The 14937-nt window shown below is 45.3% G+C and carries 15 protein-coding genes; all 15 read left to right on the top strand.

Going from position 1 to position 14937, the window contains the following annotated elements; all coding sequences use genetic code 11:
* Positions 1-110: 110 nt before the first annotated feature.
* The 15 genes from sixA to ccmB all read left to right on the top strand — a co-directional run bounded on the left by sixA (position 111) and on the right by ccmB (position 14852).
* On the top strand, positions 111-575 hold the full coding sequence (sixA, locus tag IRQ95_RS05215) for a phosphohistidine phosphatase SixA (protein ID WP_194435945.1): 465 nt from the start codon (positions 111-113) through the stop codon (positions 573-575).
* Positions 576-700: 125 nt separating this feature from the next.
* The gene (flhA, locus tag IRQ95_RS05210; protein WP_194435944.1) at positions 701-2797 is read left to right on the top strand and encodes a flagellar biosynthesis protein FlhA; all 2097 of its coding nucleotides are present in this window, start codon (positions 701-703) and stop codon (positions 2795-2797) included.
* Between the two features lie 32 nt (positions 2798-2829).
* Positions 2830-4311, top strand: coding sequence for a flagellar biosynthesis GTPase FlhF (flhF, locus tag IRQ95_RS05205; RefSeq protein WP_194435943.1), 1482 nt, complete (start codon positions 2830-2832; stop codon positions 4309-4311).
* A gap of 9 nt (positions 4312-4320) precedes the next feature.
* Positions 4321-5208: a MinD/ParA family protein gene (locus tag IRQ95_RS05200; RefSeq protein ID WP_194435942.1), complete on the top strand. Its 888-nt coding sequence runs from the start codon at positions 4321-4323 to the stop codon at positions 5206-5208.
* Positions 5201-5935, top strand: a complete 735-nt coding sequence (locus IRQ95_RS05195; protein ID WP_194435941.1) for an RNA polymerase sigma factor FliA — start codon at positions 5201-5203, stop codon at positions 5933-5935. The genes IRQ95_RS05200 and IRQ95_RS05195 overlap by 8 nt, the downstream gene beginning before the upstream one ends.
* 45 nt (positions 5936-5980) lie before the next feature.
* Positions 5981-6349, top strand: a complete 369-nt coding sequence (gene cheY / locus IRQ95_RS05190; protein WP_075649797.1) for a chemotaxis response regulator CheY — start codon at positions 5981-5983, stop codon at positions 6347-6349.
* A gap of 43 nt (positions 6350-6392) precedes the next feature.
* Entirely contained in the window at positions 6393-7115 is a 723-nt protein-coding gene (locus IRQ95_RS05185; RefSeq protein WP_194435940.1) for a protein phosphatase CheZ, read from the top strand.
* Between the two features lie 9 nt (positions 7116-7124).
* Entirely contained in the window at positions 7125-9326 is a 2202-nt protein-coding gene (locus tag IRQ95_RS05180) for a chemotaxis protein CheA (protein ID WP_194435939.1), read from the top strand.
* 25 nt (positions 9327-9351) lie between these two features.
* The gene (locus IRQ95_RS05175) at positions 9352-10494 is read left to right on the top strand and encodes a protein-glutamate methylesterase/protein-glutamine glutaminase (RefSeq protein ID WP_194435938.1); all 1143 of its coding nucleotides are present in this window, start codon (positions 9352-9354) and stop codon (positions 10492-10494) included.
* 10 nt (positions 10495-10504) lie between these two features.
* Positions 10505-11281, top strand: a complete 777-nt coding sequence (locus IRQ95_RS05170) for a ParA family protein (RefSeq protein ID WP_194435937.1) — start codon at positions 10505-10507, stop codon at positions 11279-11281.
* The gene (locus IRQ95_RS05165) at positions 11274-12326 is read left to right on the top strand and encodes a chemotaxis protein CheW (RefSeq protein WP_194435936.1); all 1053 of its coding nucleotides are present in this window, start codon (positions 11274-11276) and stop codon (positions 12324-12326) included. The genes IRQ95_RS05170 and IRQ95_RS05165 overlap by 8 nt, the downstream gene beginning before the upstream one ends.
* A gap of 35 nt (positions 12327-12361) precedes the next feature.
* The gene (locus IRQ95_RS05160; protein ID WP_075649803.1) at positions 12362-12856 is read left to right on the top strand and encodes a chemotaxis protein CheW; all 495 of its coding nucleotides are present in this window, start codon (positions 12362-12364) and stop codon (positions 12854-12856) included.
* Positions 12856-13338: a DUF2802 domain-containing protein gene (locus IRQ95_RS05155; RefSeq protein WP_194435935.1), complete on the top strand. Its 483-nt coding sequence runs from the start codon at positions 12856-12858 to the stop codon at positions 13336-13338. Before IRQ95_RS05160 ends, IRQ95_RS05155 begins: the two co-directional genes overlap by 1 nt.
* A gap of 222 nt (positions 13339-13560) precedes the next feature.
* Positions 13561-14181 (top strand): cytochrome c biogenesis heme-transporting ATPase CcmA, encoded by a 621-nt coding sequence (gene ccmA, locus IRQ95_RS05150; protein ID WP_194435934.1) that lies wholly within the window; start codon positions 13561-13563, stop codon positions 14179-14181.
* Positions 14182-14195: 14 nt separating this feature from the next.
* A complete protein-coding gene (gene ccmB / locus IRQ95_RS05145; RefSeq protein WP_228481282.1) occupies positions 14196-14852 on the top strand; it encodes a heme exporter protein CcmB in 657 nt (218 codons plus the stop codon).
* The last annotated feature ends 85 nt before the right edge of the window (positions 14853-14937 follow it).

Raw genomic sequence — 14937 nt, 5'->3', positions numbered from 1 at the left:
CTTAGAATTTATTGGTATTAAGAAATCGATCCTTATCGAGTTCAATTGGGTATATTAATTAAGCCCAAAACAGAGTGAGACAGGCATAGTACTCACATACAGGAAATATTATGAAAATCGTGATTATGCGTCATGGAGAAGCGGAAACCTTTGCTCAAACTGACGCCGATCGTGCACTCACTAAGTTTGGTCGTAGTGCTTCAAAAGAGGTCGCGCAACTGTGTAAACAAGAAGGCGTGTCAGACTTTGATAAAGTGTTGGTAAGCCCTTACAAACGCGCGCAACAAACTTGGCAAGAGCTGGAAGAGGTTTTTACAGCAAAAGATCTCCAACTTTGCGAAGACATAACTCCGTATGGAGACTCAGAAACCGTAGTTGACTATCTCAATGCGATGATTGAACTAGAGCAACTTGACTCGATTTTATTGGTATCTCACCTGCCGCTCGTGGGTTACTTAACTGCAGATCTTGTTAAGGATATTGCCCCACCGATGTTCCCAACCTCGGGAATGGTTTGTATTGAATACGATACAAAGCTGCAACGTGGTGAAGTTTTGTGGCATCTAAAACCGTAAGCCACTCGAAAATAGAGTTCTATTGAAAATAGTGACAACTATTTGACTTTTTTGTGGACTAATACTTGCATAAATGGCTAACTCTCTGTGATAAAAGATAATTAAGTTGTTTTAGCCTCGGATTTATGAAGTTTACTCTACCATTTTCGGACAAATTACCTCCGTTACCCAAGCGAGCCATGCCAGCAATTGGCGCACCTGTTATGGTTTTGGCGACCTTGGCTATGGTCGTACTTCCGATGCCAGCTCTGCTGCTCGACTTATTCTTTACCTTTAACATCGCACTTTCGATGGTGGTGTTATTGGTAACGGTTTATACCCGTCGTCCTCTCGATTTTGCTGCTTTCCCTACCGTACTTCTTATAGCAACGCTCTTGCGTTTGGCGCTAAACGTTGCGTCTACGCGAGTGGTTTTGTTATACGGCCATGAAGGGCCAGGAGCTGCCGGTAACGTTATTGAATCGTTTGGTAATGTAGTTATTGGTGGTAACTACGCGGTTGGCTTTGTTGTCTTCTTAATCCTTATGATTATCAACTTTATGGTTGTCACCAAAGGTGCTGGCCGTATTTCAGAAGTAAGCGCACGCTTTACCTTGGATGCCTTGCCGGGTAAGCAGATGGCGATTGATGCTGACTTGAATGCGGGGTTGATTGATCAAGACCAAGCTCGCACTCGTCGCCAAGAAGTGACCAAAGAAGCAGACTTTTATGGCTCGATGGATGGTGCTTCAAAATTCGTAAAAGGCGATGCGATTGCTGGTATTTTGATTTTATTTATCAACATCATCGGTGGTCTTTCCATTGGTATGGCCCAATATGGATTGGGCTTTGCAGAAGCAATGCAAATTTATACGTTACTGACGATCGGTGACGGTTTGGTGGCGCAGATTCCTTCCTTACTATTGTCTATCGGTGCGGCGATCATGGTGACTCGCCAAAACACTGATGAAGATATGGGGCAGCAACTGGTATTCCAGTTATTTGATAACCCTAAAGCACTGATGATTACCTCGGGTATTCTGTTTGTGATGGGTATTGTTCCTGGTATGCCTCACTTTGCTTTCTTGTTACTTGCGGTTATTGCGGGAGCGGGCGCTTATTGGATGACACGCAAGCAGAAGCAAAAACAAGAAGAAAAAACCAACCTTCCAGCGACGATCTCCGCTGAGCCAAGTACACCAAAAGAACTTTCGTGGGATGATGTACAACCGGTCGATATTATTGGTTTGGAAGTGGGTTACCGATTAATTCCGTTAGTAGACCGTGACCAAGGCGGCGAGCTGTTAGAGCGCGTTAAAGGTGTACGTAAAAAGCTATCGCAAGACTTTGGTTTTCTTATTCCAGCCGTTCATATTCGTGACAACCTTGAATTAACGCCTAATAGTTATCGCATCACGTTGATGGGGGTGGCTGTTGGTGAGGCAGAGATCCGCCCAGACCAAGAATTGGCGATCAACCCTGGTCAAGTCTACGGCATGATTGATGGCGAACCGACCATTGACCCCGCCTTTGGTTTAGAAGCTGTGTGGATTCGCGAAGACCAGCGTGAACACGCACAAGCGTTAGGCTATACCGTAGTCGATTCATCAACGGTATTGGCAACGCATTTAAGCCAGTTACTCACAAACAATGCATCTCAGCTAATTGGCCATGAAGAAGTACAGAACTTACTCGAAATGCTTGGACGCAGTGCGCCTAAGTTGGTGGAAAGCTTTGTGCCTGATCAACTGCAACTTGGCGTGGTAGTGAAAGTACTACAGAACCTTCTTAATGAGGCGGTTCCTATTCGCGATATTCGTACAATTGTTCAAACCTTGTCCGAGTACTCGTCGAAGAGTCAAGAACCTGACATCCTAACGGCCGCCGTTCGTATCTCGCTTAAGCGTTTAATTGTACAGGAAATCAATGGCATAGAACCAGAGCTTCCAGTTATTACGCTAATCCCTGAGCTGGAACAAATCTTGCATCAAACAATGCAGGCTTCAGGAGGGGAGTCAGCAGGTATTGAGCCTGGTCTAGCGGAACGTCTGCAAATGTCGCTGAGTCAAGCGACTCAAGAGCAAGAGTTAAAAGGTGAGGCTGCCGTGTTGCTAACCTCGGGTGTACTTCGCTCTACTCTTGCAAAATTTGTTAAGAATACCATTCCTACGCTACGTGTTCTCTCATATCAAGAGATCCCGGATGAGAAGCAAATTCGCATAGTACAAGCGGTAGGTAACTAGTTTCTGTTGCTAATCAATAACGGATATCAACTTTGAAAATTAAACGATTTTTTGCGAAAGACATGCGAACTGCTCTACTTCAAGTGAAGGAAGAGCTCGGTTCTGATGCTGTGATCATGTCAAACAAAAAAGTCGCTGGTGGTGTTGAAATTGTAGCTGCGGTGGATGGCGACGCGTCCCCTGCACGTGTCGAGAGTAGCTATAGCTCGCAACCACGAACTGCTCCGACACAGGTCTCGCCAAGTTTAGAAGCTCGTACCAATGCGCGTGCTTTGGACGAAGATCGAGTTAGCCTAAACAATAGTGCTGAAGCGGGACGCTCGATGACCAAACGTTTTGCCAGCATGTTGAAGCAGTACAGCAGTCATCGCCCTGGCTATGAAGAAGCCGATGATGCGCCAAGTGAAGATTCTTTGAGTGCGCTATTAAAGCGCCAGTCATCACTTCGCTCACAAGGTGGAGAAGTCAGAGTACAAGAAGATTCCCCACTTGCTCGCTTGATAGCCGAAGACCGTAGACTTGATCGACCAAAACCTCAGCTTGATCCTACTCGTTATGAGCGTGGTTCAAGCTCGCGTGAACCATCAGTATCGAACGAAGAACTGAGCGATATGCGTGAAGAGATGATGTCGATTCGTCGTCTATTAGAACACCAAGTTTCAGGTTTGATGTGGCAAGAAGTTGAGCGTCGAGAACCGTTACGCGCCATGCTTATTAAGCGCCTTGAGCGAATGGGTGTATCACTTGAATTGGCTGACCAACTGGCTTGTTACATTCCAGAAGACACGCCACCAAAGAAAGCCTGGAAAGCCTTGCTTGGTTTGGTGGCTGATCAAATCCCTATCTCAAAGCAAGACATATTAAAGCGTGGTGGTATTGTGGCTTTGCTTGGTCCAACGGGTGTAGGCAAAACAACGACAGTCGCCAAACTCGCTGCACGTGCAGCGATGGAATATGGCTCAGACAATGTCGCACTGGTTACAACTGATACTTATCGTATTGGTGCGCACGAACAATTGGCGATCTATGGGCGAATTATGGGTTGTCCTGTAAAAGTCGCTAAAGATTCCAAAGAGTTAGCCGATGTAATATATCAACTACGCCATCGTCGTCTTGTTTTAGTGGATACTGCAGGTATGGGACAACGAGATGTTCGTCTATCAGAGCAATTGGACACCTTAATGCAAGAAAGTGGTGAGATGATTCATAGCTACCTGGTTTTACCCGCAACCGCGCAGCGTAAAGTCTTGCAAGAGACAATTGACCACTTTAAACGCATCCCACTTTCTGGATGCATTATGACCAAGCTTGATGAGTCATTGAGCTTGGGTGAGTTTGTAAGTGTGGTGGTGCAAAATGCACTACCAGTCGCTTACATCGCGAATGGACAGCGCGTACCTGAAGATATCGTGATTGCTCAACCTAAATATATGGTTGCTAAAGCAAATGATTTACTTGAAAAATCGGCGGATGACGAACCGCACTATTGGAATAGTGAAGTAGAGAGGTTCTAGGCGGCGATGATGACAGAGAATATGATACAAGATCAAGCTAGCGGATTGCGCCGCTTAACTCAGCCTTCACTGACAAAAGTTATTTCGGTAACTGGTGGTAAAGGTGGTGTAGGTAAATCAAATGTCACTTTAGGCCTAGCGATATGTATGGCCCGCCAAGGCAAAAAAGTGATGGTTCTGGATGCCGATTTAGGATTAGCCAACGTCGATGTCATGCTTGGCATTCGTCCGAAGCGTAACCTTGGCCATGTATTGGCGGGTGAATGCGATCTTAAGGATGCGATTGTTGAAGGGCCTTTTGGTATTAGAATTATACCAGCCACTTCCGGTACTCAGTCGATGACGGAGCTAACGCATGCACAGCATGTGGGTTTGATTCGTGCTTTTGGTAGCCTTGAAGATGAGATGGACGTGTTGTTGGTTGATACCGCTGCGGGCATTTCCGACATGGTAATCAGCTTCTCGCGTGCTGCCCAAGACGTCGTTGTGGTGGTGTGTGATGAACCAACATCGATTACTGATGCTTATGCTCTGATCAAATTATTGAGCAAAGAGCATCAAGTCCAACGCTTTAAAATCGTTGCTAATATGGTACGTAGTTACCGCGAAGGCCGAGAATTGTTCGCAAAATTGACGTTAGTCACAGAGAGATTCTTGAATGTGAGCCTCGAACTTGTCGCATGTATCCCATTAGATGATAAAGTGCGCCAAGCTGTTAAAAAACAAAAGATTGTGGTAGATGCGTTTCCTCGCTCGCCCGCTGCGTTAGCGATTGGTTCATTGGCTAATAAAGCGTTGACTTGGCCAATACCTAAAACGCCAAGTGGCCATTTGGAATTTTTTGTTGAACGATTACTTAACCGACCACAACCATTAGAGGGACCATTTGGTGAATAAGGCACTGACCTACGACCAATACGGCAATCACAACAGTCAACGAGCTTTTCTTGAAAAGTACTCGGTACTGGTGAAGCGTATTGCTCATCACTTGTTGGGACGATTACCTCCAAGTGTTCAGGTTGAAGATCTTATCCAAGCGGGAATGATTGGCCTTCTGGAAGCGCAAAAAAATTACGACGGCAGCAAAGGCGCCAGTTTTGAGACCTATGCTGGAATACGAATTCGCGGCGCTATGCTAGATGACATTCGTCGTGGAGACTGGGTACCGCGTTCGGTACACAAAAATAGCCGAGAGATTAATCAGGCTATTGCGGTTTTAGAAGGACAACTGAATCGAGACCCGACCGATGCCGAAGTGGCAAATTATATCGGCATGCCGTTAGATCAGTATCACACTGTTCTAACTGACATCAATTGTTCTCGTTTGATGGGGATTGAAGACCTTGGCGTTTCAGAAGACGTCATAACTTCCGACGGAATGGAAGACGAAAATACGCCTTTTCAAGGTGTTGCGGATGAAAATTTTAGAATTGCTCTGGTAGAATCGATAAAATCACTACCTGAGCGAGAAGCTTTGGTGCTTTCTCTTTATTACGATGAAGAGTTAAACCTGAAAGAAATCGGCGAAGTAATTGGTGTTAGTGAATCACGAGTAAGCCAAATACTGAGCCAATCAATGCAACGTCTGCGCACGAAATTAAGTGCATGGACAAACAATGACTAGAAATCACTGACCTTATAATCAGTGGAGGCAATTTTGAATAAAAACATGAAAATCTTGATTGTTGACGACTTCTCAACAATGCGCCGTATCGTTAAAAACCTACTTCGTGATCTGGGTTTTAATAACACCCAAGAAGCGGATGATGGTTTAACTGCATTGCCTATGCTCAAGAAGGGCGATTTCGATTTTGTCGTTACAGATTGGAATATGCCAGGTATGCAGGGTATTGACCTGCTTAAACACATTCGTGCAGATCAAGAATTGAAGCACCTGCCAGTACTAATGATCACTGCTGAAGCAAAGCGTGAGCAAATTATCGAAGCCGCTCAAGCGGGCGTTAATGGTTACATCGTAAAACCATTCACCGCAGCAACGTTGAAAGAGAAACTAGACAAGATCTTTGAACGTTTATAGTCAAACGACTATGTGAGTTTGAGCGGAAAAGGCCAATATAGGAATGATTTCATTAGAACAAGCCAAACAACTCGTTGCGCTTTTGGAAAACGGTGAACAGCAAGAAGCAGATAACTTGGTCAAAGGGATCTGTAACGCACCTAGTGAGCCAGTGTTGCAAGAAATAGGTGAACTTACCCGTGATTTGCACGAAGCTATAAAGCAGTTTCATATCGATGAGCGCTTTTCTCAGTTGGCTAATGACGAAATTCCCGATGCAAGGGATCGCCTCCAATACGTTATTGAAAAGACTGAAGTAGCTGCAAACCAAACTATGGATGCGGTCGATCGCTGTATGCCGATAGCTGACAATCTCCATGACGGTTTACTCCAAGTAAGACCTCAATGGAACCAGCTCATGCATGGCAAAATCGATTTAACTGAGTTTAAAGCACTGTGCCACCGTATTGATGATCTTCTCGGACATGTCGAAGGCAATAGTAGTGAACTTCGTAGTTTACTCACGGACATTTTGATGGCTCAGGGGTTTCAGGATCTGACGGGCCAAATCATCGGTCGAGTCATTGAACTAGTGAGTGAAGTCGAAACGCGACTTGTTGATATCCTAACAGTTTTTGGTCAACACCAATTGGATGAAGAACTATCCAAGAACAATAAAAAAGCATCAACCGAAGCTGAGGGGCCTATTATCAATCCTCACGAAAGGATTGATGCGGTTTCATCGCAAGACGAAGTGGATGATCTACTCTCGAGTCTTGGGTTTTAGAGGTAACTTATGAGCTACGAATTAGACGAAGATATTCTTCAGGACTTTTTAGTTGAGGCGGGTGAGATTCTTGAGTTGCTCTCAGAGCAGCTAGTAGAACTCGAAAATAACCCTAATGACAAGGATTTACTCAACGCTATCTTCCGCGGGTTCCACACTGTAAAAGGTGGTGCGGGCTTTTTAGCGCTTACTGAACTCGTTGATACCTGCCATGGTGCGGAAAACGTGTTTGATATTCTGCGTAATGGCCAGCGTGAAGTGACCGCAAGTCTAATGGATACAATGCTGAAAGCACTTGATACCGTTAACGAGCAGTTTCAAGCAGTGCAAGAGCGCGAACCGTTAGAAGCGGCCGACCAATCTCTACTTGATGAACTGCATCGCTTAAGTAAACCCGCTTCATCGGATGAGGTTGTCGTAGCTCCAACTGAACCTGAAGTGGTTGTTAGCGCTCCAGTGATCGAACCAACTCCAGTCGTTGAACCCGTAACTCAAGTTGATGCGGGCTCAATCGATGAGATTACCCAAGACGAGTTTGAAAAATTACTCGATGAGTTACATGGTGTTGGTGGCGCGCCTAGTGTGAATAAAGCCCCTGAGACTCCAGTAGCCGCATCGGTTGCACCAAGCTCGGAAAGTGGTGATATTACAGACGATGAGTTTGAGAAACTGCTTGATGAATTACACGGTATTGGTAAAGGACCGGGTAAAGAAGTACCTGCTGCACCGGTAACGCCTGCACCTGCGCCGGCTGCACCAAGCTCATTTGATGACGATCTGATGACGGATGATGAGTTTGAAAAACTGCTTGACCAACTACATGGTCAAGGAAAAGGTCCAAGCATAGAAGAGCTCGAGCTCGCTACGAAGCCAGTTTATCAGAACAATGATGACCAAGTGGTTGAAGCTTCAATTCCAGCTCCAGTTGCTGAAGTCGTTGCGCCAGCTCCTGCCGCACCAGTAGCTGCCCCAGCCCCAAAAGCTGAAGTGAAAGCTCCAGCGAAAAAAGAGGCGGCAGCACCGGCGAAGAAAGCGGAAGCAACGGTACGTGTTGATACATCAACGCTCGATATCATCATGAATATGGTGGGTGAGCTTGTATTGGTGCGAAATCGCCTGTTGAGTCTAGGTCTGAACAGCAATGATGAAGAGATGGCAAAGGCTGTCGCTAACCTCGACGTTGTGACCGCTGACTTACAAGGCGCGGTAATGAAAACCCGCATGCAGCCTATTAAGAAGGTATTTGGTCGATTCCCACGCGTGGTACGTGACCTTGCACGAAGCTTAAATAAAGACATCACGCTTGAAATGCGTGGTGAAGATACTGATTTGGATAAGAACCTAGTTGAGGCTTTGGCGGATCCACTAATTCACTTAGTGCGTAACTCGGTTGACCATGGTATCGAAATGCCAGAGGAGCGCGTCAAAGCGGGCAAACCTCGTACAGGTAAAGTAATTTTGTCAGCAGCCCAAGAAGGCGATCATATCGAGTTGGCAATCGTCGATGACGGTGGCGGTATGAATCCTGACGTTCTTCGTGGTATCGCGGTTAAGCGCGGCATGATGGACGAGGACGCAGCGTCTCGTTTGACAGACAAAGAGTGTTTCAATCTGATCTTTATGCCAGGTTTCTCAAGCAAAGAGAAGATTTCAGATATCTCTGGTCGTGGTGTAGGTATGGACGTTGTTAAGACAGCGATCAATACCCTAAATGGCTCGATTGATATTGATTCAGAAATGGGTAAAGGCACTCAAATCACCATCAAAGTTCCGCTGACTCTAGCGATTCTTCCGACACTCATGGTTGGTGTGGGCGGCAATCCATTTGCTCTGCCTTTGGCAAGTGTGAACGAGATTTTCCATTTAGACCTTAGCCGCACCAACGTGGTTGATGGTCAGTTAACTATCATTGTTCGCGATAAGTCTATTCCGCTGTTTTACTTGCAGAATTGGCTATCGCCACGCTCAGCCGCGGTAGAACAACGTAAAGGGCACGGTCATGTAGTGATCGTTCAGCTTGGTAGCCAGCGTGTTGGTTTTGTTGTCGATACCTTGATCGGTCAAGAAGAAGTGGTAATTAAACCGCTTGATAACTTGTTACAAGGTACGCCAGGTATGGCGGGTGCAACTATCACTAGTGATGGTCATATTGCCTTGATTCTTGATGTGCCAGATCTTTTAAAACGTTATGCATCAGCATCACGTATCTAATCGTTAAGTATTAAAAAGGATAAACATGGCAATAAGAGTTTTAGTAGTTGACGATTCAAGCTTTTTCCGTCGCCGAGTGAGTGAAATTATCAATTCAGACGCGCGACTTGAAGTCATTGATGTGGCGACAAACGGTAAAGAAGCGGTTGAAAAGGCGATAAAAATCAAGCCAGACGTCATTACTATGGATATCGAAATGCCAGTCATGGACGGTATCACAGCCGTCCGTGAAATTATGGCTTCAAATCCGATCCCAATTTTGATGTTCTCTTCGCTGACTCATGATGGCGCAAAAGCGACATTAGACGCTTTGGATGCTGGCGCTCTCGATTTCTTACCGAAGAAGTTCGAAGATATTGCACGTAATCGTGACGAAGCGGTTCAATTGCTACAGCAACGAGTATTGCAAATCGCTTCACGCCGCACCTTTATGCGTCGACCTGTAGCGCCTCGTGCAACAGCGACAACGACAACTGCGCCGGCGGAAAGAAGCATTACTCGTTCGACCGTGAGCACACTGCAGTCGCGTACGACAGCAGCACCGATAAGCCGTCCCACATCGACGCCTGCGCGCTTTAAAGCGAGTGGTAAGAAATATCAGCTGACTGCGATTGGTACGTCGACCGGTGGTCCAGTTGCTTTGCAGAAGATTCTGACTAAGTTACCAGCGAACTATCCACATCCGATTTTGTTGATCCAACATATGCCGGCCACCTTTACCGCTGCATTTGCTAGCCGATTGAACACGCTATGCAAAATTCAAGTAAAAGAAGCTGCAGATGGTGATGTTTTACAACCTGGTGTGGCTTATTTAGCACCTGGTGGCAAACAAATGATGATTGAAGGTCGTGCAGGTAGTGCCAAGTTGCGCATTATTGATGGCGGCGACCGCATGAACTACAAGCCATGTGTCGATGTAACCTTTGGTAGTGCAGCAAAAATTTATGGCGACAAAGTCTTGTCTATGGTCCTAACAGGTATGGGTGCTGATGGGCGAGAAGGTGCGCGCATGCTGAAAAACGCGGGTGCGACGATTTGGGCACAAGATGAAGAAAGCTGTGTGGTGTATGGTATGCCTCAAGCCGTGGCGAAAGAAGGTATTTCTTCAGAAGATTTACCTTTAGAGCGTATCGCTGAACGTATGCTAGTCGAAATAGGTCTCGCGTAGAGGTAAGGCTATGATCGTTTGGAGTATCGCTAACCAAAAAGGTGGCGTTGGTAAAACTACTACCACCATAACTCTTGCAGGGCTATTGGCGAAACAAGGGAAAAAAGTATTGTTGGTTGATACTGACCCGCACGCTTCATTGACCACCTATTTAGGTTTTGACTCTGACAATGTGCCATCAAGCCTGTTCGATCTGTTTCAAATTAAAGAGTTTACCGAGCGTACGGTACAGCCTCTAATTATGGATAGTGATATCGACGGGATTGATATTATTCCGGCGCATATGTCATTGGCTACCCTTGATCGTGTGATGGGCAACCGCAGTGGAATGGGGCTAATTTTAAAGCGCGCTCTGCTTGCGATTAAAGATCATTACGATTACGTGTTGATTGATTGTCCACCCATTTTAGGTGTGATGATGGTTAACGCATTGGCAGCAAGTAACCGCATATTGATCCCAGTTCAAACTGAGTTTTTGGCCATGAAAGGTCTTGAGCGCATGGTGCGGACTCTCGCCATTATGCAAAAGTCCCGTAATAAAGCGTTTAAAGTGACGATTGTGCCAACAATGTACGATAAACGAACGCGAGCATCGTTGCAGACATTGCAGCAGCTTAAGCGAGATTATCCAGAACAAGTTTGGTCATCGGCGGTGCCTATTGACACTAAGTTTAGGGATGCAAGCTTGAAGCATTTACCTGTATCACATTTTGCATCTGGAAGCCGTGGTGTATTTGCTTACAAGCAACTGCTATTGCATTTAGAGAGGCTGGCATTTGATGAGTGATGATACCTTGCTCTCGAGTGAGCAAGCCTTAGATGACTACTTCAACTCTCTGTTATTTGAGGATGATGAGTTACAAGCGCTAGTGAAACCAGGTATTGATGAAACAATACTTGCAGAGCCAGAGCCAGAGCCAGAGCCAGAGCCAGAGCCAGAGCCAGAGCCAGAGCCAGAGCCAGACTTTACCAGTAATTATCAATTTGAGCCTATGGTTCAATTGGAAGAAACTCACGGTTTCTACCATCCAGTTACGGCCGAAATTGAAGTCCCGAATTTGGAAGATGTAGAGCGCTTATTAAAGCAGCTTGAATCATCCAATCCGGTTGATGAGTTACACCTGACTAGTGTGATGGAACAAAACACACTAGACATTGCGAAAGCGACTCAAACACAGGTCGTTGTTGACGAGGTTCAAGATTGGGACCCAGAACCTTATGTTGCACCAGAAGTGGAAGTAACGCTTCACGCGGAGATACCACCACAATCTGAAGTAACGATAGAACCCGTCGTTGAGCAATCGTTAGAGATTGAGCCTCAAGTTGAATTAGCAACTCAGCCTGGGAGTGGCTTTACGGCGGATTGGCACAGCACTCAGCGTGAGCAAGCTTTTCAAGTGCTCTATTTTGACGTCAATGGTGTGACATTTGCGGTACCTTTGGACGAGTTAGGCGGTATTCATCGCTTAGCCGAGTTGAATCACTTAATTGGTCGTCCAGAATGGTATTTAGGTTTGCAAACCAGTCGTGAGGCGCAGCTTGATGTGGTCGACACTGCGAAGTGGGTGATGGCGGAGAAGCTTGTCGATGACAGTTATAAAGAACAGTACCAGTACATTGTTATGTTAGGTGCGAGTAAATGGGGTCTTGCTTCAACTCAGTTGATGGGTACTGAATGGCTAGAACCAGAGAAAGTACGCTGGCGTGAAATGGCAGGCAAAAGACCTTGGCTTGCCGGTATGGTTAAAGAAAAAATGTGCGCTCTGATCCACGTAGAAGCATTGAACGCTATGCTAAACGCTGGTTTAGATGTAAAAGCATTAGACAAATAGATATGTGCCCCAAAAAGGGTTAAAGAGGATAAGGTATGTCTCAAACTAGCGAACTTGAAGTGAGAAAAGAAAATTCAAATGATGAAGTACTTCAGTGGGTGACGTTCCAACTTGAAGAAGAAACATACGGCATTAATGTAATGCAAGTTCGTGAAGTTCTTCGTTATACGGAAATTGCGCCTGTACCGGGAGCACCTGACTACGTACTGGGTATTATTAACCTACGTGGTAACGTCGTGACGGTAATCGATACACGTTCTCGCTTTGGTTTAATGGAAGGTGAGATCACCGATAATACTCGTATTATTGTGATTGAGTCTGAGCATCAAGTGATTGGTATTCTTGTTGATAGCGTGGCTGAAGTGGTTTACCTACGTTCATCTGAAATCGACACTACGCCAAGCGTGGGTACTGATGAGAGTGCGAAGTTTATCCAAGGTGTTAGCAACCGTGACGGTAAACTATTGATCCTCGTTGATCTGAATAAGCTTCTTTCTGATGAAGAATGGGATGAGATGGCTCATCTATAATGGATACTAGCGTGATGTTTAGCACTCCTGTCGTTGCAGGAGTGGCTGCCTTTGTATTTTTGTTGTTGATTTTTAGCATTTTACGCTTGAAGGCGACGCAAAAAAAAGCACTTGAGCAAGGCAGACAGCAGCAGCGTCAGTTAGACCGAGAACTGCAAAAAGCAAATAAGCAATTGCTTGAAGTTCGTTCAGTTGTTGTTGGTCTTGGTCAGAGAGTGAGTGAGCAAGAAGATATCATTCAACATTTGCTGGAGCGCATTAAAGATCTTGAGCAAGCGGATGGTGATGGTCGTCTCTATTCTCGAGCGACAAAGATGGTGCAACTGGGTGCCGATCTTAATGAGCTAATCCAAGAGTGTGAGTTACCAAAAGCAGAAGCAGAACTAATGATGTCTTTGCAAAACAAGTTGGCGGGTCGAGAAAAAATCCCCCCTCTTGAAGGTATGCCAGAGCAATCTGTTGAGCGTCGGCGCCGTAACTAGATTCATTGAACAAAGGATGCAATATGCATCCTTTTTTAGTATCTAAAGGCCGCTTTTATGAGTCTATATTTCCAAATGTGAACGTCGGGCGTGAGTTAATGCAAACTATGATTAAATATTAATAACTTCTTACTTAGTTTCGTGATTCGTAAAGCTCATTCGCTATGATGTAGAAAATCCCCTGTGGTAATATAAGCGCCTAAATCTCTATAGTGGTTGCCAATGCTAGAAGTAAAACAATTAACAGCAATTCGTGACGAAAGAATTTTATTTGAATCTCTGTCATTTACTATTGGCAGTGGTGAATTAGTCCAAATTGAAGGACGTAACGGCACTGGTAAAACGACTCTACTGCGTATCGTTGCTGGGTTGGGCGACCGTGATGACGGTGAAATATTTTGGAACAACGAAAATATTGAGTCTAACCGCGATAGTTATCATCATGATTTACTGTTTTTAGGCCATCAAACGGGTGTAAAGCGCGAGCTGACCGCGTATGAAAACTTACGTTTTTATGTTTCGGTACATAGTAATCAAGCGGCAGACAAAGAGACCATTTATCAAGCATTGCTTCAAGTTGGTTTGGCTGGGCGCGAAGATGTGCCGGTTGCACAACTTTCCGCTGGGCAACAGCGTCGTGTTGCTTTGGCTCGTTTGTGGTTAAGTCAACACAAGTTGTGGATTTTGGATGAGCCATTAACGGCGATTGATAAGCAAGGCGTGAAAGTATTGGAAGCGTTGTTTCTAAACCATGCAGAGCAGGGTGGTATCGTTGTCTTGACCACGCACCAAGATATGTTCGCTGACAATCCGAAATTACGAAAAATTAAACTAGGTGGTTAAGCGTGATAGGCATAATGAATAACGTCATCCGACGCGAATTGTTGATTGCGTACCGTCGCCAAGCGGATATTTTTAATCCACTTTGGTTTTTTATCATCGTTATTACGCTGTTTCCACTCAGCATTGGCCCTGAGCCTAATTTGTTAGCACGTATTGCTGCCGGAATTGTTTGGGTAGCGGCTTTGCTTTCGGCGTTGTTGTCGTTAGAGCGCCTGTTTCGAGACGATTATCAAGACGGTGCACTTGAACAAATGATGTTAATGCCGGTTCCATTGCCGTTGGTTGTGATGTCGAAAGTGATTGCTCACTGGCTACTGACAGGTTTGCCCTTGATTATTATCAGCCCATTGTTGGCGATATTGCTCTCTTTAGACTTTAATACTTGGCTAGCAGTCGTACTAACCTTATTAGTGGGCACGCCGACATTGAGCTTTATTGGTGCGATAGGTGTGGCATTAACCGTCGGGTTACAAAAGGGCGGGGTGCTTTTAAGCTTATTAATCCTACCGCTTTACATACCGATTTTGATTTTTGCGACTTCGGCGATTGATGCTGCCTCGTTAGGTATGGCGTATAACGGACAGTTAGCAATTTTAGGCGCAATGTTTATGGGAGCATTGACCTTAACACCGTTTGCGATTAGCGCTGCACTGCGAGTAAGTGTTAATTAGTTGTTTTCGATCAAGCACGAAATTTTCCCAGTATATAAATTACAACACTACTAAAAACCGAGCTCGACTCGGTAATAAATGAAGT

The sequence above is a fragment of the Vibrio fluminensis genome, assembly GCF_015278125.1.
GTDB lineage: Bacteria > Pseudomonadota > Gammaproteobacteria > Enterobacterales > Vibrionaceae > Vibrio > Vibrio fluminensis.
Note: the sequence above shows the minus strand (reverse complement) of the source record. Positions and strands in the feature narration are given on the sequence as shown.

Bases quoted from the DNA above. Each gene is read 5' to 3' on its own strand.
- sixA (WP_194435945.1), top strand. From the start codon at position 111: ATGAAAATCGTGATTATGCGTCATGGAGAAGCGGAAACCTTTGCTCAA.
- flhA (WP_194435944.1), top strand. From the start codon at position 701: ATGAAGTTTACTCTACCATTTTCGGACAAATTACCTCCGTTACCCAAG.
- IRQ95_RS05200 (WP_194435942.1), top strand. From the start codon at position 4,321: ATGACAGAGAATATGATACAAGATCAAGCTAGCGGATTGCGCCGCTTA.
- cheY (WP_075649797.1), top strand. From the start codon at position 5,981: ATGAAAATCTTGATTGTTGACGACTTCTCAACAATGCGCCGTATCGTT.
- IRQ95_RS05185 (WP_194435940.1), top strand. From the start codon at position 6,393: ATGATTTCATTAGAACAAGCCAAACAACTCGTTGCGCTTTTGGAAAAC.
- IRQ95_RS05180 (WP_194435939.1), top strand. From the start codon at position 7,125: ATGAGCTACGAATTAGACGAAGATATTCTTCAGGACTTTTTAGTTGAG.
- IRQ95_RS05175 (WP_194435938.1), top strand. From the start codon at position 9,352: ATGGCAATAAGAGTTTTAGTAGTTGACGATTCAAGCTTTTTCCGTCGC.
- IRQ95_RS05170 (WP_194435937.1), top strand. From the start codon at position 10,505: ATGATCGTTTGGAGTATCGCTAACCAAAAAGGTGGCGTTGGTAAAACT.
- IRQ95_RS05165 (WP_194435936.1), top strand. From the start codon at position 11,274: ATGAGTGATGATACCTTGCTCTCGAGTGAGCAAGCCTTAGATGACTAC.
- IRQ95_RS05160 (WP_075649803.1), top strand. From the start codon at position 12,362: ATGTCTCAAACTAGCGAACTTGAAGTGAGAAAAGAAAATTCAAATGAT.
- IRQ95_RS05155 (WP_194435935.1), top strand. From the start codon at position 12,856: ATGGATACTAGCGTGATGTTTAGCACTCCTGTCGTTGCAGGAGTGGCT.
- ccmA (WP_194435934.1), top strand. From the start codon at position 13,561: ATGCTAGAAGTAAAACAATTAACAGCAATTCGTGACGAAAGAATTTTA.
- ccmB (WP_228481282.1), top strand. From the start codon at position 14,196: ATGAATAACGTCATCCGACGCGAATTGTTGATTGCGTACCGTCGCCAA.